This window comes from Vaginisenegalia massiliensis (assembly GCF_900604935.1).
GTDB lineage: Bacteria > Bacillota > Bacilli > Lactobacillales > Aerococcaceae > Vaginisenegalia > Vaginisenegalia massiliensis.
This window is the reverse complement of sequence record NZ_UWPC01000009.1, coordinates 40633-62552: the sequence shown is the minus strand read 5'-3', so window position 1 is coordinate 62552 and position 21920 is coordinate 40633. Positions and strand designations below refer to the sequence as shown.

Below are 21920 nucleotides of genomic sequence, written 5' to 3'. Positions count from 1 at the left end.
AAGGATTTATCGAATAGCTATTTCTATTCGATAAATCCTTTTTATTTCTATCTAAATTAGATGGTAGTAACTATATAAATCTATTTTTGATTAATAAATTTTTCCCAGTCTTTCATGAAACCATCAATACCTTTATCAGTTAGGACATGAGACCATAATTTAGGGAAGAGGGTTCCAGGGATGGTGCCGATATGAGCTCCAGCTAAGGCCGCTTGTTCAAAGTGACCAATATGACGGATAGAAGCGGCAATAATTTCAGCATCTAAGTCGTAGATGTCTAATACTTGACGTAAATCAGCAATTAATTCAATACCGTTTTCACCCATATCATCAATACGACCGATGAAAGGAGAAATATAAGTTGCACCCGCTTTGGCCGCTAACAAGCCTTGAGCAACCGAAAAAATAAGAGTCACGTTGGTTTTAATCCCTTCTTTTGAAAGGGTACTAACGGCTTTAAGGCCAGCCTCAGTCATGGGGATTTTAACGACAATATTGTCTGCCCATTTTGCTAATTCACGAGCTTCAGCAACCATTTCTTCATATGTTAATCCGGTCACTTCGGCTGAAACGGGACCGTCCACAGTAGAAGCAATATCCTTAATAACTTCTTCGAAATCACGGCCTTCTTTGGCAACTAAAGACGGGTTGGTGGTGACGCCATCGCATAAGCCTAAGTCGTTAATTCGTTTGATTTCTTCAATATTGGCAGTGTCTACAAAAAATTTCATAAATTTATACCTCCTATATTTTTACCGGCCAGTGTTTGTACATAAAAAATTATAAGGCTAAAATTTTCGGTAGTCAAGATTTACTTTCGTTTACTTTCGTTTTAGGTGTATTTAAAGATTGTAAATAAACAAGTGACATACTATAATTGATTTAAAATATGAGAGGGGCTTGGCGATGTTTGTTGAAGAACGAAGAAAACAGATCGTAAATATGGTTAATTCAGATAATTCTATTTCAGTTAATGAACTCTCTGAAAAATTCAATGTGTCTTTAGCTACAATTCGTTCTGATTTAAATATATTAGATAGACAAAATAAATTAATTAGAACCCATGGTGGTGCGGTAAAGATTGAAAATAAAGATCAAAATTTGATAATTTCAAACAATTATGAAATACGAAAAAACATGCATATTAATGAAAAGAAATACATTGCAAGAATTGCGTTAGAACATATTAATGATGAAGATTGCATAATTTTAGATGCAAGTTCAACATGCTATGAATTAGCTAAATTATTAAATGAAAAATCTTTGAATTTAACTGTGGTAACCAATGGAATACGAACAGCAAACCTATTGAAAAAGTCTTCAAATATTACTGTAATTGTTATTGGCGGAATAATAAAAGGTGATTCAAATGCCATTGAAGGCTTATTGGGTAGTGACATTTTAAATCGGATATATGTTAATACGATTTTCTTTTCGGCTTTTGGTCTAACCAAAGAAGAAGGGTTTACTGATTTTAATATTTACGAGATAGAATTAAAGAAAAAAATGTTAGAAGCAGCATCTACTAAAATAGCATTGATTGATAGTAGCAAATTTAATAGAAAATCTTTGACTTCATTTGCATATTTACGTGACATTGATTGTGTAATTACAGATGAAGGATTGGCATCAGAAGTCTATACAGAATTTTCAGAATATATTTATGACAACGATTAATAAATAATATTGAACTAACTTTCTATCCTTTCCGAAAGTTAGTTTTTTATTTCGAAAGAATTTGACAGAAAACGAAAGCGGTGTTATCCTATATTTAAAATAAACGAAAGTAATTATTTTTTTGCTAGCAAATGTAATCGTTTTCTATGGAGGTATATTATGAAAATTGTTATCGGATCAGATCACAATGCATATGAATTAAAAAAAATGCTAAAAGAATACATTGAGGTTTTAGGACATGAAGTAATCGATGTGGGTTGTAATTCTACGGATGAAATTGATTATCCAAATGTTGCTTTCTCTGCATGCGAATACATTAATAATGGCAGGGCTGATAGGGGTATTCTTTGCTGTGGAACAGGGATAGGTATGGCCATGGCAGCGAATAAAATACCTGGAATTAGAGCGGCACAATGCCATGATACCTATTCTGCTGAAAGAGCTCAGTTAAGTAACAATGCTCAAATAATAACTCTTGGGTCAAAAGTTGTAGGCCCTGAAGTTGCAAAACATATTATCAAAACCTACCTATCTTTAAATTTTGAAGGAGGTAATTCTGGCCGGAAAATTGCCCAAATTATGGCAAAAGAGGCAGAGCATTTAAAATAATTTTTTTGATGGGGGAGTGATTCTTCGTGAAAAGTATTGTAGCAATTAGTTTTAAAAATTATATAAATAATCGACAAAAAATGCGTAGTTATATAGATAATATTTTACAATATGAATTTGATAGTTCCGAATTGGAAATTATTCTATTTCCATCAATGGGGACATTAGAAACTTGTGCTGCAGAATTAGATCATTCTGAGATTAATTTTGGATCGCAAAATATCTGTCCTAATAAAAATGGGGCATTTACTGGAGAACTTTCGATTGAATCGCTCCTTGATTTAGGTGGAAAATTTGTTGAAATCGGTCATTATGAGCGAAGGGTATTTTTTCACGAAGATAATCATATGATTAACTTAAAGTGTCAGTTGGCATTAAACAATGGCATCTTTCCCTTTTTATGTATAGGTGAGGATAAAGATTGTGACAATTTGAAATCGGATTTAAAGGCGCAATTGGTAGTTGCATTGGCAGGAATAAATCAAGAACAAGTGAAAAATATAGTAATTGCTTATGAGCCTTGGTGGGCTATTGGTCAGAAAGAAGCGGCTGATATTAACCATATAAGTCTAGCTCATAGGATAGTTAGAGAAATACTAACGGAAATGTTTGATAAAAACACAGCAGAAAGCATAAGAATCATTTACGGTGGATCTGTATCAGAAGAGACTGCTGCAACAATTATTGAAGATAAAAATGTAAACGGTTTATTTGTAGGGCGATTTGGTCATAATCCAGAAGCATTCCTACGAATTGCTGACGCAGTATTAATAAATAAGGAGGTATAGGATGACAGGTATTATTTTGGTGTCACATTGTAAATTAATAACCGATGGAATAAAACTTATGGTAGATGAAATGGTAGGTGATTGTGATAATGTAAAGGTTATTTCAGCAGGTGGTACTGATGACGGGCGTTTAGGAACGAATGGTGTGAAAATTCTCGAAGCAATTTTATCTCTAAAGGATTGCACTAATATATTAATCTTTTGTGATATTGGTTCTTCAATTTTAAGCTCTGAAATGGCTATTGAGTTAGTAGATGATAATTCTATTACTCAGAAAGTTAAAATTGTTGATGCTCCATTAGTTGAAGGAGCCTTTGCAGCGACAGTTCAAGCAAGTGTTTCTTCAGATATCGATTTAATTGTTCATGAAGCTCAAAATGTATAAGGAGGAAATTATGAATTTATTTAGGAAAATCATAGGATACACAATTGCCGGTACAGTTGTAATGGCAGTTTGGCCACAATTTGGAATTTTTGGTGGATATTTAGCTGCGTTAATTATTATTGCTCCGTTATGGTTTATGAACCATTACGTTAATTTGGTAGGAAACTTAGATGATGCAGCTTTTGTAGATATGGGACTTGCGATAGGTGTAGCAGGAATCGTAAGAGATACTTCTTTACAAGGAGTGAATGCACTTAATCATGCCATACCAACTATTATTTTGGTAATCATAGGTGGACTAATTGGTGGATATTTTGCTTCTTTGGTTGAAAAAGATATGGAGAAAAAAATTGATTTAGACGTGTATGGTAGTGAAGAAAATGCAGGAGGGATGTAAATGACGTTACAATTAGGACTTGCTACCGTTATTGGTGCTGCGATTTTTCCGTTTGTAGTTAGAATGATTTGGGGTGAAATGGTAGAAAAATTTGGTCCAATTGGAGGCTGGTTAGCAGCAACATTTATTGTTGGAACAATTTGGGCTCTTAATCATGGAAGTGCTACACCATTGATTCATCAGACTGGTGCTTGGGTGGATCAAGGATTAGCTGTTGGAGTTGGGGTATTGTTTGCATCAAGTTTAAGAGGCGGAAAAATTAAGAAAGCTATACCAAATATTGTAGCAGCATTATTAGGAGGAGCTTTAGCCGGTTTAATCTGTTACCTTGTTATGGCATAAATTCAACTAATGAAGGAGAGATAGTATGAAAAGATTAGTAAATGATGGATATAATGTAGTAGAAGAAATGTTAGAAGGTTATTGCAATGCAAACAGCGAATATGTAAAATTTTCAGAAAACAAAAGGGTTCTAGTAAGTAAAAAGATGAGCAAAGATCCAAAAGTAAGAATAATTATTGGTGGTGGATCAGGTCATGAACCACTATTTATAGGTTATGCCGGAAAAAATTTTGCTGATGCAGTCGTAGTTGGGAATATTAACACTTCTCCTGCTCCGGATGCTTGCTTTGATGCAGTTAAAGCAGTTGATTCAGGAAAAGGATGCTTATTTATGTATGGTAATTATGCAGGCGATGTGATGAATTTTGATATGGGGGCAGAATTGGCTGCAGAAGAAGGTATTCGCGTTGAAACTGTTTTAATTACAGATGATGTGTATTCTTCTAAAGTCGTAGAAGAGCGTAGAGGAGTAGCTGGAGATGTTCCAGTCTTTAAAGTAGCAAGTGCGGCGGCAGCAAAAGGGTACGATTTGGATACAGTAAAAGCAATTGCAGAAAATGCAAATAAAAATACTTATTCAATGGGAGTGGCCCTTTCATCTTCTACTTTACCAATTACAGGTGAACACATTTTTGATATGGAAGAAGGTGAAATGGAGGTAGGCATGGGAATTCATGGAGAGCCAGGTATAGAAAGGAAACCGGTTGGAAAAGCGGATGAAGTCATTGATGAAATCATGCAATATATTTTATCTGATGCTCAGGCAAAAGCTGGCGAAGAATTTCATGTAATGGTAAATGGTTTAGGTGCTCTTCCGGTAATGGATTTATATGTTTGCTATCGTCGTGTTCATCAAATATTGGAAGAAAAAGGCATTAAGATCCACTGCCCATTAGTTGGAAATTATGCCACTTCTATGGATATGGTTGGAATGTCTGTGACTTTGATGCGATTAGATGATCAACGGAAAGAATTATTAGATTTTCCGGCAGATACTCCCTATTACAAAAAGTAAAAAGGAGGGATTACAGTGTCGGAACTAATATTAGATAAGGATTTTTTTGTAAAGAGTCTAAAAGATATGGGTGAATTAGCAGAAAAGAATCGTGATAATTGGACAAAATTAGATTCTGATATTGGAGACGGAGACCACGGAATAAATTTATCCATAGGTTTTCGAGAAGTTATCGCTCATATTGAAGAACTTGAAAAAGATAATGTTGATATTTCTGCTTTATTTAAAAAAGTTGGGATGATGCTTTTAAGTAAGGTTGGAGGTGCATCTGGTCCTTTATATGGAAGTTTCTTTATGAAGCTTGGAAAAGATGTTGTTGGTAAGAATGAAGTAACATTTGATGAATTCGTTAATATGCTAGAAAATGGCGTTGAAGCAATTCAGTTGCGCGGAAAAGCAGAACTTAAGGATAAAACTATGTTAGATGCTTTTCTGCCGGGTATTAATTATTTAAAGGAAAACTTGGAGTTGAACGATCCGGAATTATTGATGCAAAATTTCATTACAGAAATGAAAAAAGGATCTGATTCAACAATCCCATTAATAGCTAAAAAGGGGAGAGCCATGCGACTGGGTGAACGGGCTATTGGGCATCGGGACCCAGGTTCTGAATCTGCTTGGATGTTAATGGAAGTTTTTTATAAAAATATGTTGCAGATTATGTAGATGGAGATCCATTCTAAAAAGTCAGGAATAGCACAAGAAGAACGAATGTGTTTCTTCTTGTGCTATTATTAGTTTAAAAAATAGAGGAGGCATCGCATGAAGGAAGAACGTCTACTAACCATTTTGGAAGAACTATTGTTAATTCACTCGCCCAGTGGTCGCGAGCTAGCCGTAATTCAATATATTGAACGATTTTTAACAGGGTTAGGAGCTCAGATATATTTAGATCACAATGAAGATCAATATGGAGGTAATGCACCTGTCCTATTTGCTAAAATTAGAGGTAATCGCCCTGGTCAGCCTGTAACCTTGAATGCCCATCCCGATGTGATTGAACCAAATCAAGGGTTGAAGATAGTTAAAGAAGGTTCCATTTGGAAATCAGATGGGACTACGACTCTAGGTGGGGATGATAAAGCGGGGATTGCAGCCATTCTGGCTACGGTGGAATATCTGCTTCAATCGGACACAGCTACTTATCCCGATATCTATATTATAATTACTCCGGGAGAAGAAAATAATATGGACGGTGTTCAACATATTAACTGGGAGCAAGTCTATCAAGTGATGGATCCAGCTAAAGATATGATTGTGGTAGATAATGCGGGCAAAGCAGATAAGGTGGCTTATCAAGCGCCCACCGCTTATTCTTGGGAAATAACTATTCATGGTAAGAAAGCCCATGCGGGGATAGAACCTGAAAAAGGCATCAACGCTATCCAGGTAGCTAGCAAAATCATTAGTCAACTACCTATGTTACGTGTGGATCAGTCTACCACGGTGAATGTAGCTCGAATGATTGCTGAATCACCTAATAACGTAGTTCCTGACTTGTGTCGCTTTGCTGGCGAAATTCGGGGAAGAAATGATCATGCAGTCAAACAAATGTTAGCTACCTTCCAGGAAGTGATAAGGGATAATGTAACGAGTGAAGACGGTTATGATTTCTATTTTGAATGTGATTATCCGGCCTTAGAAAATAAAGATGACTTGGCTTTGGCTAAGCAAATGATAGCGATTTATCAGCAGTTGGGAGTCCAAGCTCAAGCACAAATCATTGGAGGTGGATCTGATGCCAATTATTTTGCTGAGGAGGGCTTTAACGCCATTATTGTTGGTGTTGGCATGCATGAAGTACACACCTGTCAAGAGTATTTGGAGATAGATCAACTTATTTTGACTACCCAGGCACTCATCCAATTCATTCAAGTACGTTAAGTTCAGCCCCTAGAGGTGTAAAACCTGCTAGGGGCTGAATTTTTTTGTGGAATGAATGAGAAAATGTTAAGAATAATAAGAAAAAATATCATTTTCAAGTGTTTTGATTAGCGAGTCACATAATAGCAATGTTATAATAATATTTGAAATAAATATAAAGGAGGTTTTTCAATGCAAGAAAGAAAAATAAGTCAGTCTAACGCCATATTCCGATTTATTTGTTATAGCTTAATTGGGATATTTATGTTTTTTATTCCAATCAAAATCGGAGAGCTTGATTCTATTCCCTTAGATCACCTAGTAGGGTGGGTTTTGAAAATTCCATCTTTTGATCGTATTTATGGAGCCATCTTGGTTGTGGCAGGCGCCATGTTACCCTTTGTAACACGGTCATGGAAGAAAAGTTCAGTATCGGCTTTTTTTGCGATTATTCAATTGTTAGCGATACCATTTTTAATCATGTATCTTTTTCAGATTGGACCAAAGCAATTACTAACTGAAGATATGATTCCCTTCATATTTAATAAAATTGTGACACCGGTCACGACGATTGTACCGATTGGGTCAGTATTTTTGGCTTTTATTGTGTCATACGGCTTAATGGAATTTATCGGGGTCTTTATGCGACCGGTAATGGTTCCTATTTTCAAAACTCCAGGTCGCTCAGCCGTCGATGCGGTAGCTTCCTTCGTGGGATCCTATTCATTAGCTCTTCTTTTAACTAACCGTGTTTATAAAGAAGGACGATATACACACAAAGAAGCCGCTATCATTGCTACTGGCTTTTCAACAGTATCGGCTACTTTTATGGTCATCGTAGCAAAAACGGTCGGACTAATGGATCGTTGGTTACTTTATTTTAATACCACCATTTTTGTTACCTTCTTGGTGACAGCCCTTGTAGCTCGTTTATATCCTTTACGATCAAAAAAAGAAAGCTACTATCAAGACCAAGAAGGGGATGTCGAGCAGGATACCAAAGGCTCCTATTTTGCTAAAGCTTGGCAAGAAGCCTTAAGTGTAGCCAGTCAGGCCCCAGGCCTTTTAAAAAATGTGGTTCTCAATTTAAAAGATGGTTTACTTATGGCGACCCGAATTGCGCCGTCTTTAATGTCAATTGGTGTATTGGCGCTGATTTTAGCTAAGTATACGCCAATATTTGACTGGCTAGGTTTGCTTTTCTATCCTGTGACCTTATTGATGCAACTCCCTGAACCATTATTAACGGCTAAGGCAGCAGGTTTGAGTATTGCTGAGATGTTCTTGCCAGCTTTAATGGTAGCTAAAGGCCCAGAAGCTAGTCGTTATGTTATTGCCATCGTTTCGATTTCGGAGATTCTCTTCTTCTCTGCTTCGATTCCTTGCATGATGGCCACCGATATTCCATTAAAATTTAAAGATTATCTTATTATTTGGTTTGAACGGGTGGTCTTATCCATTATTATCGCGACGCCTCTAGTTTACTGGTTGTTCTAAACGTGTGAATGAGGCGAAAAGCATTGGCTTATTAATAAGAATTAAGGGCGGGTTACTCTATATAGAGTAACCTGTTTTTTGCTTTGGTCAGATAATAGTTTGGAGCTTACAAATATGTAAGATAGTCACTCGAATTGTTAGGAAAAATAAAGGTTACTTCAAATGGGTTCGATTAAACTAAATAGCAGAAAGGGTGATGAAAATGAAAAAAATAATGAAAATTAGTTTAATTGCACTGGCTTGTCTCTGTTTACTTGGTTTAGGTTTGGTATGGCACTATGGTCCGGTGGTAGGCGCAATGGTGGGCCATCCCATTTATTTAGTAAAACCTTCTGCTGAAAAGTATGGGAAGGATGCTTTAGATATCATTGATGCTATGGCGCTCAACCCGTCTGGTCGTGACCTAAAGGGGGATCGTCAAAAGGCAGAGCAAGCCTTGAAGAAGTCCAAAACTTACCAAGACACTTATCCCATCATTGAAAGTTATTTAAAATTAGCCGGATCTAAAAAGCATTCGTTTCTGTTATCTCCAAAAGAAGTTAAAAATTGGCAGGATCCTCAGCAAGTGATCTATCCACAAGTAGAAATGAAGCAAGGGATTGCTTATATTAAGCTTCCAGCTTTTAGTGGCCTGCCCAAGGAAGGCCAACGCTATGCAGACACCTGTTTTAATTTTCTAAAAAATCACCAGAAAGACATTAAAGGTGTGATTCTTGACTTACAAGGCAATACCGGCGGCGATATGGGTCCGATGGTGGCTGGGCTGGCTCCACTTTTACCTGATGGAAGCTTAATGAGTTTTAAGAGCAAGTCAGGCCAATTTGAGGTTACACTCAAAGATGGCCAGCTTTCAGGCGGAGGGACACCGACCAAAATCGCTGATGGTAAACTTAAGCTTTCGGTTCCCATTGCTGTCTTAACAGATAAACAGACGGCTAGCTCAGGTGAAGCCGTTCTCATCATCTTTGCGACTCGTGATAATGTTCAAACCTTTGGTCAAGCTACTGCAGGTTATGCAAGTGGGAATTCGGTTGTGTCGATGTACGATGGAGCGCAAATGGTGATTACGATGTCGCAAAACCAAGATTCGCAAGGTCGTCTATATGGTGAGGAACCGATTAAGCCTGATGTGATAACGGAACAGGCTAAAGAAGAGGCCTTAAAGTGGCTCAAAGAACAATGATGAGTTTTTGATGATAAAACAATGATAATTGAGTTTATTTTTCATAAAAGTATCATTTTAAAGCCAAAAACACAGAAGAAAATACAGCGCTTTCATGATAAACTATAGCTAGTTTAAGAATGAGGAGTGTTCGTATGAATCAAACAGGTTTACAACAATTGAAGAATAGTCGTGTCTTAGCGACAGTCGCTTTATTAATTGCCATGGATTTGGTTTTAAATGCTTTCCGTTTAAGAATTAGTCCGACAGTTGAAATTAACTTTGCTTTTCTAGCTGTCTTGATTAATGCCTATCTATTTGGTCCAGCGGTGGCAGGTCTCTCTGCTGTATTAGGTGATATTATTGGTTTTATTATTACTCCATCAGGCATGTTCTTCCCTGGGTTTACTTTAAACGCCTTAGTGATTGCCTTAATCTTTTCTTATGGTTTATATCAGCAAAAATCTATTAGCTGGAGTCGTTTAATCAGTGTTTTCTTAGCTAAATCAGTGGTGATTTCTTTAATCTTAACGCCGCTTTGGTTAAAAATCTTGTATGGAACGGAGTTATTTGCTGTCCCTCGAATCATTCGGACCCTTATTCTCTTCCCAATCGAAGTTGGTTTAGCCATGCTTGTCCTAAAAGTCGTGGATCGTGTGATGGCTAATAAATCATTTCAATATCGTTAGTCACCTCCTTTTTGTTCAAAAGTTAATCTATGTCGATTAAGTTGCGACAGGGTTTATAAATGAAACACCCCATAATCATTCAAGTGCAATGAGTCTTACTGACAATCAAGTTTGGAAAGCGCCTGAGTGTTTAGGGGTGTTTTTTGTGTAAAGGGAGGATTAAGCCTTTCATTTACTTCAAACAGACTGGACTGTGTCCTCAATTGTCATTCGACCGGGCTTTCGGTAAAATAAGGGAGGAAATGTTTGAAGGAGGCGTCTATGAATAAATATTGGCATTTAATGACACAAAATATATGGTTGTATAAGTTAGTTTGGTCTCTATTATGGTTAATCATTATAACGGTAAGTTTACGGGCTTTAAATCGAGTGTGGCGTAGCCAAATTACCGATCCAAATAAATTTTATCGCTTTAGAAAATCAACATATTATGTGGGAACGTTACTTTACATAGTGATTATGTTTTTTGTTTGGTTTGAACTAGCAGGCTCATTAACGGTGTATTTAGGCTTCTTGTCAGCAGGTATTGCTATCTCATTAAAAGATTTCTTTGCGAATATCTTTGCTTGGTTCTTTATCGTCTTGCGCCGACCTTTTCGGGTGGGTGACCGAATCTTTATCAATGGCCAACGTGGCGATGTCATTGATATTCGCATGTTCCATTTTTCTTTGATTGAAGTGTCCGCTCCAGAGGATGGGGAGCAAAGCACGGGCTGTATGGTTGACGTGCCCAATCATTTTGTCTTTCTATATCCGATTGTTAATTTGGTTAAAGGCTTTGAATATATTTGGCATGAGCTTGAAGTCAAATTAACCTCAGATAGCGATTGGCGCCAAGCCAAGCGAGATTTTGAACAAATCGTTCTCAAACATACTAAGCAGTACATTACAGCTGCCCAAGAAGAAGTTGAGCTCGCGGCTCAAAAATACATGATTTACTACAATAATTTTACCCCTATTGTCTATACCCAAGTTACTAGTGATGGAATTTCTTTAACTTTACGGTATTTGTGTTCGCCAAAAATGAAACGTAACACCAGTAACGATATTTGGGAATCGATTCTTGATTATGTCGCTCAGCATGAGACGGTTAAGCTAAAATAAGGCAACGAAAGCAGATCCAAGCGGAAGTGGTAGCCAATAAATAAAAGAGTGAAAGGAAATAAGACTATGATTCATTTGGTCGCTATTGTCGGTAGTAATTCAAAAAAATCGACCAATCGACAGTTGCTTCAGTATATGCAGTCCCGTTATCAGTTCGAGGCTAGGATTGACTTAATGGAGATTGGTGATTTACCTTTGTTTAATAAGCCTGACCGGCAACACATCCCTGAACGGGTTAGGGAATTGGCGCATATCATCCAACAAGCTGATGGCGTCATTATTTCGGCGCCGGAATACGATCATTCGGTGCCAGCCGCTTTATCTAATGCCTTAGCCTGGTTATCTTATGGCCCTTATCCTTTGGTCAATAAACCGGTGCTGATTACCGGTGCTTCTTATGGCGCACTTGGATCCTCGCGTGCACAAGCCCATCTGCGTCAGATTTTAGATTCGCCTGAAATCAAAGCTCGGATTATGCCAAGTTCGGAATTTCTCCTGGGGCATTCGTTACAAGCCTTTGATGAAGATGGCCAATTAATCGATGCCAAACAAGTGGCTAGATTGGATCAACTATTTGCTGACTTCCAGATATTTATTCAGTTAAGTCATGACTTGATGCAAGCACAGGAAGAAGCAGGCCTACGTTTAGGTAGTGACCATCAAAGCAAAACAAATTAAGGAGGCAATTCAGATGAAGATAGTTGGACTGGTAGGCTCTAATGCGCAACCGTCCTATAATCGTCTGCTCTTACAGTATATTAAGGTACATTTTAGCGATTTGTTTGATATGGAATTGGTGGAAATAGACCAAATTCCTCTGTTTAACCAAGACGAAGATCAGACGCAAACGGAAGTTATTAGGAACATAGAGACTAAATTGAAAGCGGCAGACGGAGTCATTATTTCTACGGCTGAACATAATCATACGATTCCGCCTGTACTAAAAAGCTGTTTAGAATGGTTATCTTTTAAGATTCACCCTTTGGATCAAAAACCTGTTATGGTCATTGGAGCCTCCTATTATCAGCAAGGGTCGTCTCGAGCCCAATTGCATTTAAGGCAAATATTGGATGCGCCTGGTGTCAACGCTTTTGTTATGCCGGGTAATGAATTTCTTCTAGCGAATGCGAAAGCAGCCTTTGATGCCGAAGCTTGCCTTAAAGATCCGAAAACAATCGCTTATTTAAGTCAATGCTTAAATAAGTTTAAACGGTTTACGACTATTGTTAATCAATGGTCCGATGAAGAACATGGGTAGTTAAGTTAAGGGTAAAACTGGAGGTTAAGGATGCTGTTAGAAGTTTGTGCGGGTTCAGTTAATGATTGTGTAATAGCTCAAGCGGCAGGTGCCCATCGTATCGAATTGAATGCCGCCTTGCCATTGGGAGGCTTAAGTCCAAGTGCAGCCATTTTTCTTAAGGCTCGCCAACATGTGCAACTCCCTATTATCTGCATGGTTCGGCCTCGGCCGGGCGGTTTTTGTTATGATGAAATTGAGCAAGAAGTTATCTTTCAAGAAGCTCAGTTTTTCTTAGAAAACGGGGCAGATGGTATAGCATTTGGCTTTTTAACTCCCCGCCGAGAAGTGGATAGTGAGTTGACTCGGCAAATGATTGACCTCTGTCATCGCTACGGTAAAGAAGCGGTCTTTCACCGAGCAATTGATTGCTGTAGTCAGCTAGACCAACAGGTTGAAAGACTCTGCCAATTAGGTTGTGATCGCCTGTTGACCAGTGGAGGCCATCAGACGGCCTATCAGGGTCGGCAGGTGTTAAAACGATGGCAGCAAGACTTTGGCTCGCGAATTCAATTGTGTCTAGCAGCGGGTGTTCGCCCACATAATTTGCAAGCCTTAGTTCAAGAAACGGGCGCGACACAATTTCACGGAAGTTTTAAACAAGGGTGTTTTGACCCGACGACTATGGGATCGCATGTTAATTTTGCCTGTGATTCCCAATACGATTATGAACAAGTGGCAAGTGATCAAGTTCGATCAGTCCTTTCCATCTTAGATCACGTTGCTACGAATGATTCTGGCAAAGCTACAGGTCATTAATCCAGTACAGCGAAAGTCCATTCATCCTCAGTAAGGAGTTCTTACCGAGGATGGATGGTTTTTTTATTTAGCTTGACGGCTAAATGAAGTAGGACTATACTATGTTTAGTCAATTAGCTAAATGTCGAAATGAAAGTTAGGTGATTAAGTGAGTTTCCAGTTAGTTTTTAAAGCCCTTAGTGATCCGACCCGGCGGCAAATTTTGGATTTACTCCGACCAGGTAAGCTGACGGCTGGTGAAATTGTCGAACAGTTTGAATCGAGTGGAGCAACGATTTCCAAGCATTTGTCGATTTTGAAACAAGCCGATTTAGTGGTCGATACCAAAGAAGGTAAATATGTTTATTATGAATTGAATACCTCCGTTATGGAGTCAGCCATTCAATGGTTGTTGAGCTTTAATCAAGAGAGTAGAAAGGAAGATAAATAATGCGTACATATATTCCGCGAGGAGCACTTAAAAATTGGGTTTTATTCGCTATAGCTCTAGTTGTTGCTCTTTACTTTTATCCAAGTTTACCTAATCAAATTGCGACCCACTTTAATTTTGATGGGCAAGTGGATGAGTATGGGAGTAAAAGTTATATCTTTTTAGCTCCCGCTATTATTTTAGGAATGAATTTGCTGGGAGAAGTGATTAAGCGGATTGATCCTAAGCATAGTAATTATCAACGTTTTGAACCAACTTACTATTGGTTATTTTTCTTGATTGGTTGCCTAATGCTGATTACTCAAGTTATGACCATTTTAGTGGCAAATAATATTGATGTCGAAGTGAATAAAATTATGTTAGCATCCATTGCGATTTTGTTTATTGGCTTGGGCAATATTATGCCAAAGATTAAACATAATTTTTCAACAGGGATTAAGACTCCTTGGACCATAGCAGATGAACGGGTCTGGTATCTCACTCACCGCCTAGGTGGGAAATGTATGATTGGCGGTGGCCTAGTCTTCTTGTTGGGTTTGTTATTGCCACAAACCTGGTTAGGTTATTTATTCGCTGTTGCTATGATTATTGCTGTAGGTATTCCAACAGTGGCATCATATTTCTATTTTCAACGTTTGCAAAATAAATAAAGTAAGCTAGCTCAGGATTTATAACTTTGCTCGTTTATTAATAAAGGTATCAACCATTATCGACTGGTTGATACCTTTTAGTTTTTGGTAGGTGACCTTTATAGGTATCATTTGCCTAGCTAAATTTGCATGTCTTTACTAAAAGACTTAGAATGAGGTATAACTTTGTAAAGAGGTGAGGATACGATGACGTTTAAATTAATTGAAGAACAAGAATTAGATGATATCCAATCGCATGGATATTTATACGAGCATACCGCTACGGGGGCACAGGTGCTCTATCTAAAGAATGGCGATAGCAACAAGGCCTTCACCATTGCCTTTAAAACACCCCCATATGATGATAATGGGATTGCTCATATTATTGAACACTCTGTCTTAAATGGGTCACAGAAATTTCCCTCAAAGGAGCCCTTTGTTGAACTAGTAAAAGGCTCTTTAAATACCTTTGTCAACGCGATGACTTCTCCTGATAAGACCAGCTATCCAGTAGCGTCTACCAATGATAAAGATTTTCGCAATTTGATGGAGGTCTATCTCGATGCTGTATTTGCGCCGAATCTCTACCATGATCCGCAAATATTACAACAAGAGGGCTGGCATTATCATTTGGAAAATGCTGACGATCCTTTGATTTATAAAGGGGTGGTCTATAACGAAATGAAAGGGGCCATGGCTTCAGCTGAAACTCAATTATATTGGCAATTAGGTAAAGCCCTTTACCCGAATAGTGTTTACCAACACGAATCGGGTGGTCTGCCATCAGCTATTCCAACTCTTACACAAGAAAAATTCGTTGCTTTTCATCAAGAGTATTATCACCCATCAAATTCGTTGACTATTCTGTATGGTGATATTCAAGAGCAAGAAACGTTCGATTTATTAGCGGAATACTTTGATCGTTATCAGCGTCAGGACAAGACTGTTGATCTTCGCTTTGAGGTTCAGGAACCTGCAACAAAAGCCATTCACGAAAGTTATTCGATTACGCAAGGGGATGATCCACAGGATAAGGATTATTTAGCCCTAGCATGGCATGTAGGAACAGTCGAAGATAGTCTGGATAATTTAGCGATGAAGATTTTAGGCGAAGTCTTACTGGGAACCAACCAAGCCCCCCTCAAAAAGGCTTTGTTGGATGCTGAAATTGGCGGGTATATTTCCGGTTCAAGTGATGAATGGGGCTTTACCAATGTTTTTGATATTATGGCTAAATATTCATCTAGTGACAAGATGCCTCAATTTAAAGAAGTCGTTGAAACAACCCTTCAACAATTGGTTAAAGACAAAATTCCTCGTGACTTGATTCAAGCCGCTATCAATAAAGTTTTATTTGGTTTGAAGGAAATGGTCATTTCGGAATCCAACCCGCGTGGTGTCATCTACGCGATGACAGCTTTGTCAACTTGGTTATACGGAGAGTCTCCTTTTGAAGCGCTGTCTTTCTCAGCTTTAATTGAACAAGTTAACCAAAAAATGGATCAAGATTATTTTGAAAACTTAATTCAAGAAAAATTATTAAACAATCCCGTTCGCGTAGAAATTTGTTTAGAAGCGGAGCCTGGTAAGAGTGACCGTCAGGAAGCCCAATTGATGGCAGATCTTCAGGCTTATAAAGCAAGCTTGTCAGAAGATCAATTAGCGGATTTAATCCAAACAACTCAAGCTTTAATTGAGCGCCAAGAAAGTGGTGATCGGCCAGAGGATTTGGCTAAAATTCCAACCCTGACCAAGGCTGATTTGACCACTGACACGGAAGACTTGCCGCTAATCGTGACGCCGCTTGCGGATATGGGTCAATTTTTCTTTGCCCCTCAATTTACTTCAGGAATTGATTATTTACACTTTATGTTTGATTTAAGTGATTTGGCCATGGATGATTTTCTTCATCTTAGCCTCGTGGCTAAATTATTAGGTAAACTACCGACAGACCATTATTCTGTGGCTGATTTGCAAACGGCCATTGATTTGCACACGGGAGGGATTTCAGCAGGCATTAGTTTGTACGAATCACAAAGCGGTCAAATCAAACCATACTTTATCATCAGAACCAAGGCATTAGAAAACCAAACTCACCATCTCTTGGATTTGGTCAAGGAAATTCTCCTCTACACTCAATGGCAAGACGACAAGGAAATTCTTAAAGTTGTTCAAAATGCGCTTTCTAATTTTGAACAAGCGGTGGACTATCGTGCACATTCTATAGCCGCTAACCGCGTTGTCAGTCAGATGAGTCCAAATGGAAAACTAGCGGAGCTCATTTCAGGAATTGATCAATATTTCGAACTTAAACACAAGAAAGATCAATTGCAGACTGGACATGGAGACGAGGTTAAGCAGGTATGTGCTCGTTTGATGGATCGAGTGATCGTTCGGCCAAGATTAAGTGTCTTGTATGTGGGTCAAGAAAGTCGCCTGCAAACCATTACGGATCTGGTTAATGAGTTAGGATCAGCCCTAAAACCAGGAACGATGGGACCAGCTACCGTCTTTACGGCAGGTGTTAAACAGAACGAAGCCTTTATTGCTTCGCAGGATGTAAACTATGTGGCCCAAGGGACGGATGTTCATGATATTTTACCTTATACGGGTCAAGTGAACGTGTTGGCAACTATTCTGCGCTACGATTATCTTTGGAATAACATTCGTGTTAAGGGTGGGGCTTATGGTGCAAGTTATAACTTAAACCGCCAAGGACACCTAACCTTAGCCTCCTATCGGGATCCTAACTTAGGTCAGACTTTAACTACTTATCAAGGTCTAGCTTCCTATATCGATCAGGTTGAATTATCAGATGAGGCTCTATTGAAATATATGATTGGAACCATGTCAGCTTTAGATCGCCCGCTCGCAGCGATTGATAAAGGATTAAAGGCCTTAAATCTCTATTTATCTGATTTAACTGTTGCCGACCTTATTCGCCAGAAAGAAGAAGTCTTAGCGACTAGCCAAGCGGATATTCGAGCGTTTGCTCCAACTTTTGCCAAGGCTGTTGAAGCATTTACTACGGTTGTTATCGGTAACAAAGTTCAGATTGAACAAGAACAAGATCGTTTTGATCAAATTAAAGAATTATGTTAATCGTCTGGCAGATAGCCTGACGGAAATAAGGACAAAATAAAACAGACAGGCTCATTTACTTAGGAGCCTGTCTGTTTTATTTTAGGAATAGTTTATTTTTTGCGATTCTTCATGACTAAGATGATACCGCCAATGATTAATAGAATAGCACCGATCATAACGATTGGGGTTGCTTTTTCACCCGTACTTGGTAAAGCTTTGACAGGTTTCTTGTGAAGGGCTTTATTAGCTGTTTGGGTAGTAGTTGTTTTTTCAACAGATTTTTTAGCAGCTTGAGTGGTTGTTTCACTTGTCACGGGTGTTTGGCCTTGTTTGCCAGCGCGTTGATAGCTTAATGCACCATCACTTAATTGATCATTTTTGGCATTATAAGTGAAGATGAATGGTTGTGGGTGGAAGTCGTTTGGATTTGGTTTGTATTGTTTAAGATAGTCGGCTTCATCCCAATTAATGGTGTAAGTGATTTGACCATTTTGATCTTTTGTCTCATTGAATTGAGTAATTAAGTAGGTTTTTCCGCCATAAGTGAGGCTTGAACCGTTGATTTTAATGGTGTTTTTGCCATCTTTAGTTACCCAAGCCCCATTTAAAACTTGCGGTAAGTTTACATGTTTAACAGGAGCAGTCGTTGTAGTCGTGCTTTCTTTAGCAGTTGTTGTTGTTTCTTTGGCGGTAGTGCTTTCCACTTGAGTGGTTGTCTCTTTCACCGTCGTTGTTTCTTGGCTAGTTGTCGCTTCTACAGTGGTTGTTGGTTCACTTGTTTCAACAATTGTGGTCACTTCTTGACTTGTTGTTTCCACTTGAGTCGTTGGGGCTTCTTGAGTGGTTGTCACACTAGTGGTTGCTTCGGTTGTAGTTGTTGGGGCGATATTAGGATTGGTATAGGTATATTGACTATCTGAAAGTTGGCCAGTTGAAGCATCGAACTCTAACACGATGGCTTGAGGACCTTCTACAGCCATATCGGGATAAGCGGCTTTAAAAGCATTGACATCCCAAGAGATAGTATATTTAGTTTTGTTAGTTGCAGTTGAGCTGGAAGTTACGTCTGTAATGACGTAATCATGTCCTCCCATGGTTAAGGTACTGCCATCAATAATAAGGGTATGGGCTTGATCTGCCGTATGCCAAGTTCCATTTAAGTTAGTAGGTAAGCTTGATTGGGCAAAAGCTTGGTTCATTTGGAAGGGGTTAGTGTTTGCTAAAGAAGGAGTTGAAATAATTGCAGTAGATAAATTTGATATTAATAAAATTGAAGTAGCTGATAACCAGAATTTAGTTTTCATGTTAAGGTCTCCCTTTCGTTTATTTGTCTATATCATATCATGTTACATTCATGTTACAATAGCTAAACGAATAATATCATGATTAAGTCTAGGTTTCGCAACAATTATGAATAAAGTGTGAATAAGTGGTTGCTATAGTAGCCTTTTCAACGGTTTTTATTAAAAGCTCATCATCTGAATGATTAATCTCAAAGGGCACGTTATTTTGTAACATAAATGTAATCTTGAGTGGATGTGGAAGAAAATACAAAAAAGGGGCAGACTATCATTACGTTTGGTAGTCATGCTGTTAATGCCATTACCGATTAAGTTGCTATTGTGACGTCAGCTTTTGGCTCGAACCACCCTCAAGCTTTTGTGTCAGCGGATCTGCTAGCTAAATTTTAGCTAATCACCCAGATAGTCTTGAATTTGGAAATTAGTCGGTTAATAATGAGGCAGGTGCATTACTTGATTATAATTAATATTATTGATCCAACTTTGGATCAAAATGATTAAAAAGAATCAGCAAAGAATGGTGTAAGATGCCTACTTTGTGAAAAAATTAAGAATTTTTTCTGTATATTTGAATTTTGATTGACTCTCTAAGGCCACTTTGCTACATTTGGGGGTAGAAATGTAGGAGGTGGGAGAATGTCTGAAGAAGGTATGAAAGAAGTTCAACCAAAAGCAAAGAAAAAGAACCATTTAAAATTAGTGGCTATTGTCGTTATGATTGTGCTTGCCGGTGTGGGCTTTTACTATGCAGCTAATGTATATTTTGAACAACGTTCACAACAAGTCTCTCCTACAGAACAAACGAGCCAAGAGCAGACAACTCAAACAACAACAGAAACTACTACAACAAGTCAAGATCCGACAGCTTTAATGCCAGGGACAAATCATAATCTTCAAGCTAAAGACTACGCCTTTCCAACAGCAAAAATAAGAGCGTATATGGATGGAGAAGAAACTAATCCCGACAACCATAGAACCTGTTTTTTAACCTTCGATGATGGGGTGACGCGTGAAGAAACTTCTCAAATACTCGATATTCTTAAACAAATGGATGTCCATGCAACTTTCTTCCTCGTAGGTAAGTCAATAAAAGAAGAAAACAAAGATTTAGTAGAACGAATTATTCGAGAAGGTCATGCGATTGGGCTTCATTCATTTAATCACCAATACGATAAGTTATATCCTGGTGGGCATGCTGATGGTCGAAAGATTGGTCAAGAGAATGTTGAAAGTCAAAAAGCTTTGCAAACTATACTAGGTCCTGACTTTGTCACCCATGTTTGGCGTTATCCTGGCGGGCATATGTCCTGGAAAGATGTCGAGAAGTCTGATAACGTCATGCGCTCGTACGATTTAGAATGGATCGATTGGAATGCCGCCGTAGGGGACGCAGAACCGAAAGGAGTACGGCCAACCACTGTCTCTGAGGTGGTTGATTATCATCAGGATTCCATTACACGTTTTGCCGATACGGGAGTCCGGGTGGTATTAATGCATGATTCACCGGATCATCAAGTGACGGTTCAGGCTTTACCGGAAATTATTCGCTTTTATCAAGCTAAAGGCTTTCAATTTGGAATCCTAGAATAAACCTATTAAATTATACCTGAAAAAACGGAAGCTCATGCTTCCGTTTTTTATTGTTGAGGCCTTCCAAACCTGATCGAGGGTGCTATAATAGAGGCATTGAAAGGGGTCTTATTAATGAATTGGGATATAAATTGGCAGAACTATTTACCGGAATTAGAAGGGTTACGACATGAATTGCATGCTCATCCTGAATTATCGGGCGAAGAAGTTGAGACTCGGAAACGATTGATCCGTTTTATTCAAGAACATGCTGAAAATACAGTCACGATTCATGATCTAGGGTCTTGGTTTTATGTTTATCAACCGGGTGAGGGAGCGACGGAAACCATTGCTATCCGGGCTGATCATGATGCGATTTTAGGTGAGGATGGACAGGCCTTTCACGGGTGTGGACACGATGGTCATTCGACGATCTTGGCAGGATTAGTTTGGTTGATGAGTCAACGAACAAGTAAAGTCAATATCGTATATGTCTTTCAGCACGCTGAAGAAAATGGTCAAGGTGCGGCAGAGATTGTTGATCATTTGGTAGCTTTGGGTGTCAATCATATCTATGGCCTACATAATTTCCCGGGTCAACCCCTTAACCATGTCTTTACTCGACCTGGAACGATCATGTGTGCTTCTCGGGGCATGAGCCTAAACTTTAAAGGGCACCAAACGCATGCGGCTCAGCCAGAGAAAGGATTAAATCCAGCTTATGCGATTGCTGAACTGGTTAAACAGTTGGAAGAACTTGTTCATTTTTCAGGTTACCAAGGTAAGGAATGGCGGGGTATCCATTTTGCTGACATGGTTTTAGTCACGATCGTGAGTATGGCCGTTGGGGAACCTGATCATTTTGGCGTATCGCCGGCGCATGGCCAAGTCCAATTAACCTTGCGAGCTGCCAAATTAGATGATTTAGACCGCTTGGCTCAAAAAATTGAATCCTTAGCTCAAGATAGTTTAACTAAGTGGCCTTTGGATTTAGAAATAGAGTATACGGATGCCTTTCCTGATACAGATAATAATCCGGATGAGGTTCAATTTATTGCTGAGACTTTAAAAAATAGTGCTCATCCACTAGGACATTTAGAGGAACCATTTAGACCCTCAGAAGATTTTGGCTGGTATTTAAAACAGATCTCTGGCTGTTTCATTGGCCTTGGATCTGGTGAGCAACATCCCGACCTCCATTTAGCAACATATGATTTTCCTGATGCCATTATCCCTACTGGAATTGAAGTGTTTGGACGCATTATTTGCGCACATGAAAAAGAGGCCAATTAAGGCCTCTTTTTTCTTGACAGATGGAGTCTC

23 protein-coding genes are annotated in these 21920 nt (G+C 38.6%); 21 read left to right on the top strand and 2 right to left on the bottom strand.

Annotated elements, in window-relative coordinates:
* Positions 1-80: 80 nt before the first annotated feature.
* A complete protein-coding gene (fsa, locus tag EIH20_RS06910) occupies positions 81-731 on the bottom strand; it encodes a fructose-6-phosphate aldolase (protein WP_124059083.1) in 651 nt (216 codons plus the stop codon).
* 175 nt (positions 732-906) lie between these two features.
* On the opposite strand from fsa, the gene EIH20_RS06905 reads away from it, so the two are divergent.
* The 19 genes from EIH20_RS06905 to EIH20_RS06815 all read left to right on the top strand — a co-directional run bounded on the left by EIH20_RS06905 (position 907) and on the right by EIH20_RS06815 (position 17745).
* Positions 907-1677: a DeoR/GlpR family DNA-binding transcription regulator gene (locus EIH20_RS06905; protein ID WP_124059081.1), complete on the top strand. Its 771-nt coding sequence runs from the start codon at positions 907-909 to the stop codon at positions 1675-1677.
* Between the two features lie 159 nt (positions 1678-1836).
* Positions 1837-2286, top strand: coding sequence for a ribose 5-phosphate isomerase B (gene rpiB, locus EIH20_RS06900; RefSeq protein WP_124059079.1), 450 nt, complete (start codon positions 1837-1839; stop codon positions 2284-2286).
* A 26-nt stretch (positions 2287-2312) separates the two neighbouring features.
* Positions 2313-3074, top strand: a complete 762-nt coding sequence (locus EIH20_RS06895; protein WP_124059077.1) for a triose-phosphate isomerase family protein — start codon at positions 2313-2315, stop codon at positions 3072-3074.
* Position 3075: 1 nt separating this feature from the next.
* On the top strand, positions 3076-3459 hold the full coding sequence (dhaM, locus tag EIH20_RS06890) for a dihydroxyacetone kinase phosphoryl donor subunit DhaM (protein ID WP_124059075.1): 384 nt from the start codon (positions 3076-3078) through the stop codon (positions 3457-3459).
* Positions 3460-3469: 10 nt separating this feature from the next.
* The gene (locus EIH20_RS06885) at positions 3470-3856 is read left to right on the top strand and encodes a Lin0368 family putative glycerol transporter subunit (protein ID WP_124059073.1); all 387 of its coding nucleotides are present in this window, start codon (positions 3470-3472) and stop codon (positions 3854-3856) included.
* Positions 3857-4198 carry a Lin0368 family putative glycerol transporter subunit gene (locus tag EIH20_RS06880; protein WP_124059071.1) on the top strand — a complete coding sequence of 114 codons (342 nt, stop codon included), beginning with the start codon at positions 3857-3859 and terminating at the stop codon, positions 4196-4198.
* A gap of 25 nt (positions 4199-4223) precedes the next feature.
* Positions 4224-5213 carry a dihydroxyacetone kinase subunit DhaK gene (locus EIH20_RS06875; RefSeq protein WP_124059068.1) on the top strand — a complete coding sequence of 330 codons (990 nt, stop codon included), beginning with the start codon at positions 4224-4226 and terminating at the stop codon, positions 5211-5213.
* Positions 5214-5228: 15 nt separating this feature from the next.
* Complete coding sequence (dhaL, locus tag EIH20_RS06870; RefSeq protein ID WP_124059066.1) at positions 5229-5879, top strand: dihydroxyacetone kinase subunit DhaL; 651 nt, start codon at positions 5229-5231, stop codon at positions 5877-5879.
* A gap of 96 nt (positions 5880-5975) precedes the next feature.
* Positions 5976-7097 carry a M20/M25/M40 family metallo-hydrolase gene (locus EIH20_RS06865; protein ID WP_124059064.1) on the top strand — a complete coding sequence of 374 codons (1122 nt, stop codon included), beginning with the start codon at positions 5976-5978 and terminating at the stop codon, positions 7095-7097.
* 171 nt (positions 7098-7268) lie between these two features.
* On the top strand, positions 7269-8573 hold the full coding sequence (locus EIH20_RS06860) for a YjiH family protein (protein ID WP_124059062.1): 1305 nt from the start codon (positions 7269-7271) through the stop codon (positions 8571-8573).
* 214 nt (positions 8574-8787) lie between these two features.
* Entirely contained in the window at positions 8788-9756 is a 969-nt protein-coding gene (locus EIH20_RS06855; RefSeq protein WP_164470899.1) for a S41 family peptidase, read from the top strand.
* Positions 9757-9890: 134 nt separating this feature from the next.
* A complete protein-coding gene (locus tag EIH20_RS06850; protein ID WP_164470898.1) occupies positions 9891-10424 on the top strand; it encodes a folate family ECF transporter S component in 534 nt (177 codons plus the stop codon).
* A gap of 261 nt (positions 10425-10685) precedes the next feature.
* Positions 10686-11528, top strand: a complete 843-nt coding sequence (locus EIH20_RS06845; protein ID WP_124059056.1) for a mechanosensitive ion channel family protein — start codon at positions 10686-10688, stop codon at positions 11526-11528.
* Positions 11529-11594: 66 nt separating this feature from the next.
* Positions 11595-12206 carry an NADPH-dependent FMN reductase gene (locus tag EIH20_RS06840; RefSeq protein ID WP_124059101.1) on the top strand — a complete coding sequence of 204 codons (612 nt, stop codon included), beginning with the start codon at positions 11595-11597 and terminating at the stop codon, positions 12204-12206.
* 13 nt (positions 12207-12219) lie between these two features.
* Positions 12220-12786 carry an NADPH-dependent FMN reductase gene (locus tag EIH20_RS06835; protein ID WP_124059054.1) on the top strand — a complete coding sequence of 189 codons (567 nt, stop codon included), beginning with the start codon at positions 12220-12222 and terminating at the stop codon, positions 12784-12786.
* A 30-nt stretch (positions 12787-12816) separates the two neighbouring features.
* Positions 12817-13584: a copper homeostasis protein CutC gene (locus EIH20_RS06830; RefSeq protein ID WP_124059052.1), complete on the top strand. Its 768-nt coding sequence runs from the start codon at positions 12817-12819 to the stop codon at positions 13582-13584.
* Positions 13585-13732: 148 nt separating this feature from the next.
* A complete protein-coding gene (locus EIH20_RS06825; RefSeq protein ID WP_124059050.1) occupies positions 13733-14014 on the top strand; it encodes an autorepressor SdpR family transcription factor in 282 nt (93 codons plus the stop codon).
* On the top strand, positions 14014-14664 hold the full coding sequence (locus EIH20_RS06820) for an SdpI family protein (RefSeq protein ID WP_124059047.1): 651 nt from the start codon (positions 14014-14016) through the stop codon (positions 14662-14664). The genes EIH20_RS06825 and EIH20_RS06820 overlap by 1 nt, the downstream gene beginning before the upstream one ends.
* 186 nt (positions 14665-14850) lie before the next feature.
* Positions 14851-17745 (top strand): insulinase family protein, encoded by a 2895-nt coding sequence (locus EIH20_RS06815; protein WP_124059045.1) that lies wholly within the window; start codon positions 14851-14853, stop codon positions 17743-17745.
* Between the two features lie 92 nt (positions 17746-17837).
* Here EIH20_RS06815 and EIH20_RS06810 read toward each other — a convergent pair whose 3' ends face one another.
* Positions 17838-19031: an LPXTG cell wall anchor domain-containing protein gene (locus EIH20_RS06810; protein ID WP_124059043.1), complete on the bottom strand. Its 1194-nt coding sequence runs from the start codon at positions 19029-19031 to the stop codon at positions 17838-17840.
* A gap of 633 nt (positions 19032-19664) precedes the next feature.
* Here EIH20_RS06810 and EIH20_RS06805 point away from each other — a divergent pair.
* Together EIH20_RS06805 and EIH20_RS06800 are read left to right on the top strand one after the other, a co-directional pair.
* The gene (locus EIH20_RS06805) at positions 19665-20618 is read left to right on the top strand and encodes a polysaccharide deacetylase family protein (RefSeq protein ID WP_124059041.1); all 954 of its coding nucleotides are present in this window, start codon (positions 19665-19667) and stop codon (positions 20616-20618) included.
* A 114-nt stretch (positions 20619-20732) separates the two neighbouring features.
* On the top strand, positions 20733-21890 hold the full coding sequence (locus EIH20_RS06800; RefSeq protein WP_124059039.1) for a M20 metallopeptidase family protein: 1158 nt from the start codon (positions 20733-20735) through the stop codon (positions 21888-21890).
* Positions 21891-21920: the final 30 nt, after the last annotated feature.

Bases quoted from the DNA above. Each gene is read 5' to 3' on its own strand.
- EIH20_RS06830 (WP_124059052.1), top strand. From the start codon at position 12,817: ATGCTGTTAGAAGTTTGTGCGGGTTCAGTTAATGATTGTGTAATAGCT.
- EIH20_RS06860 (WP_124059062.1), top strand. From the start codon at position 7,269: ATGCAAGAAAGAAAAATAAGTCAGTCTAACGCCATATTCCGATTTATT.
- dhaM (WP_124059075.1), top strand. From the start codon at position 3,076: ATGACAGGTATTATTTTGGTGTCACATTGTAAATTAATAACCGATGGA.
- rpiB (WP_124059079.1), top strand. From the start codon at position 1,837: ATGAAAATTGTTATCGGATCAGATCACAATGCATATGAATTAAAAAAA.
- EIH20_RS06805 (WP_124059041.1), top strand. From the start codon at position 19,665: ATGTCTGAAGAAGGTATGAAAGAAGTTCAACCAAAAGCAAAGAAAAAG.
- EIH20_RS06840 (WP_124059101.1), top strand. From the start codon at position 11,595: ATGATTCATTTGGTCGCTATTGTCGGTAGTAATTCAAAAAAATCGACC.
- fsa (WP_124059083.1), bottom strand. From the start codon at position 731: ATGAAATTTTTTGTAGACACTGCCAATATTGAAGAAATCAAACGAATT.
- EIH20_RS06800 (WP_124059039.1), top strand. From the start codon at position 20,733: ATGAATTGGGATATAAATTGGCAGAACTATTTACCGGAATTAGAAGGG.
- EIH20_RS06820 (WP_124059047.1), top strand. From the start codon at position 14,014: ATGCGTACATATATTCCGCGAGGAGCACTTAAAAATTGGGTTTTATTC.
- EIH20_RS06855 (WP_164470899.1), top strand. From the start codon at position 8,788: ATGAAAATTAGTTTAATTGCACTGGCTTGTCTCTGTTTACTTGGTTTA.
- EIH20_RS06905 (WP_124059081.1), top strand. From the start codon at position 907: ATGTTTGTTGAAGAACGAAGAAAACAGATCGTAAATATGGTTAATTCA.
- EIH20_RS06815 (WP_124059045.1), top strand. From the start codon at position 14,851: ATGACGTTTAAATTAATTGAAGAACAAGAATTAGATGATATCCAATCG.
- EIH20_RS06875 (WP_124059068.1), top strand. From the start codon at position 4,224: ATGAAAAGATTAGTAAATGATGGATATAATGTAGTAGAAGAAATGTTA.
- EIH20_RS06835 (WP_124059054.1), top strand. From the start codon at position 12,220: ATGAAGATAGTTGGACTGGTAGGCTCTAATGCGCAACCGTCCTATAAT.
- EIH20_RS06880 (WP_124059071.1), top strand. From the start codon at position 3,857: ATGACGTTACAATTAGGACTTGCTACCGTTATTGGTGCTGCGATTTTT.
- EIH20_RS06845 (WP_124059056.1), top strand. From the start codon at position 10,686: ATGAATAAATATTGGCATTTAATGACACAAAATATATGGTTGTATAAG.
- EIH20_RS06865 (WP_124059064.1), top strand. From the start codon at position 5,976: ATGAAGGAAGAACGTCTACTAACCATTTTGGAAGAACTATTGTTAATT.
- EIH20_RS06885 (WP_124059073.1), top strand. From the start codon at position 3,470: ATGAATTTATTTAGGAAAATCATAGGATACACAATTGCCGGTACAGTT.
- EIH20_RS06850 (WP_164470898.1), top strand. From the start codon at position 9,891: ATGAATCAAACAGGTTTACAACAATTGAAGAATAGTCGTGTCTTAGCG.
- EIH20_RS06810 (WP_124059043.1), bottom strand. From the start codon at position 19,031: ATGAAAACTAAATTCTGGTTATCAGCTACTTCAATTTTATTAATATCA.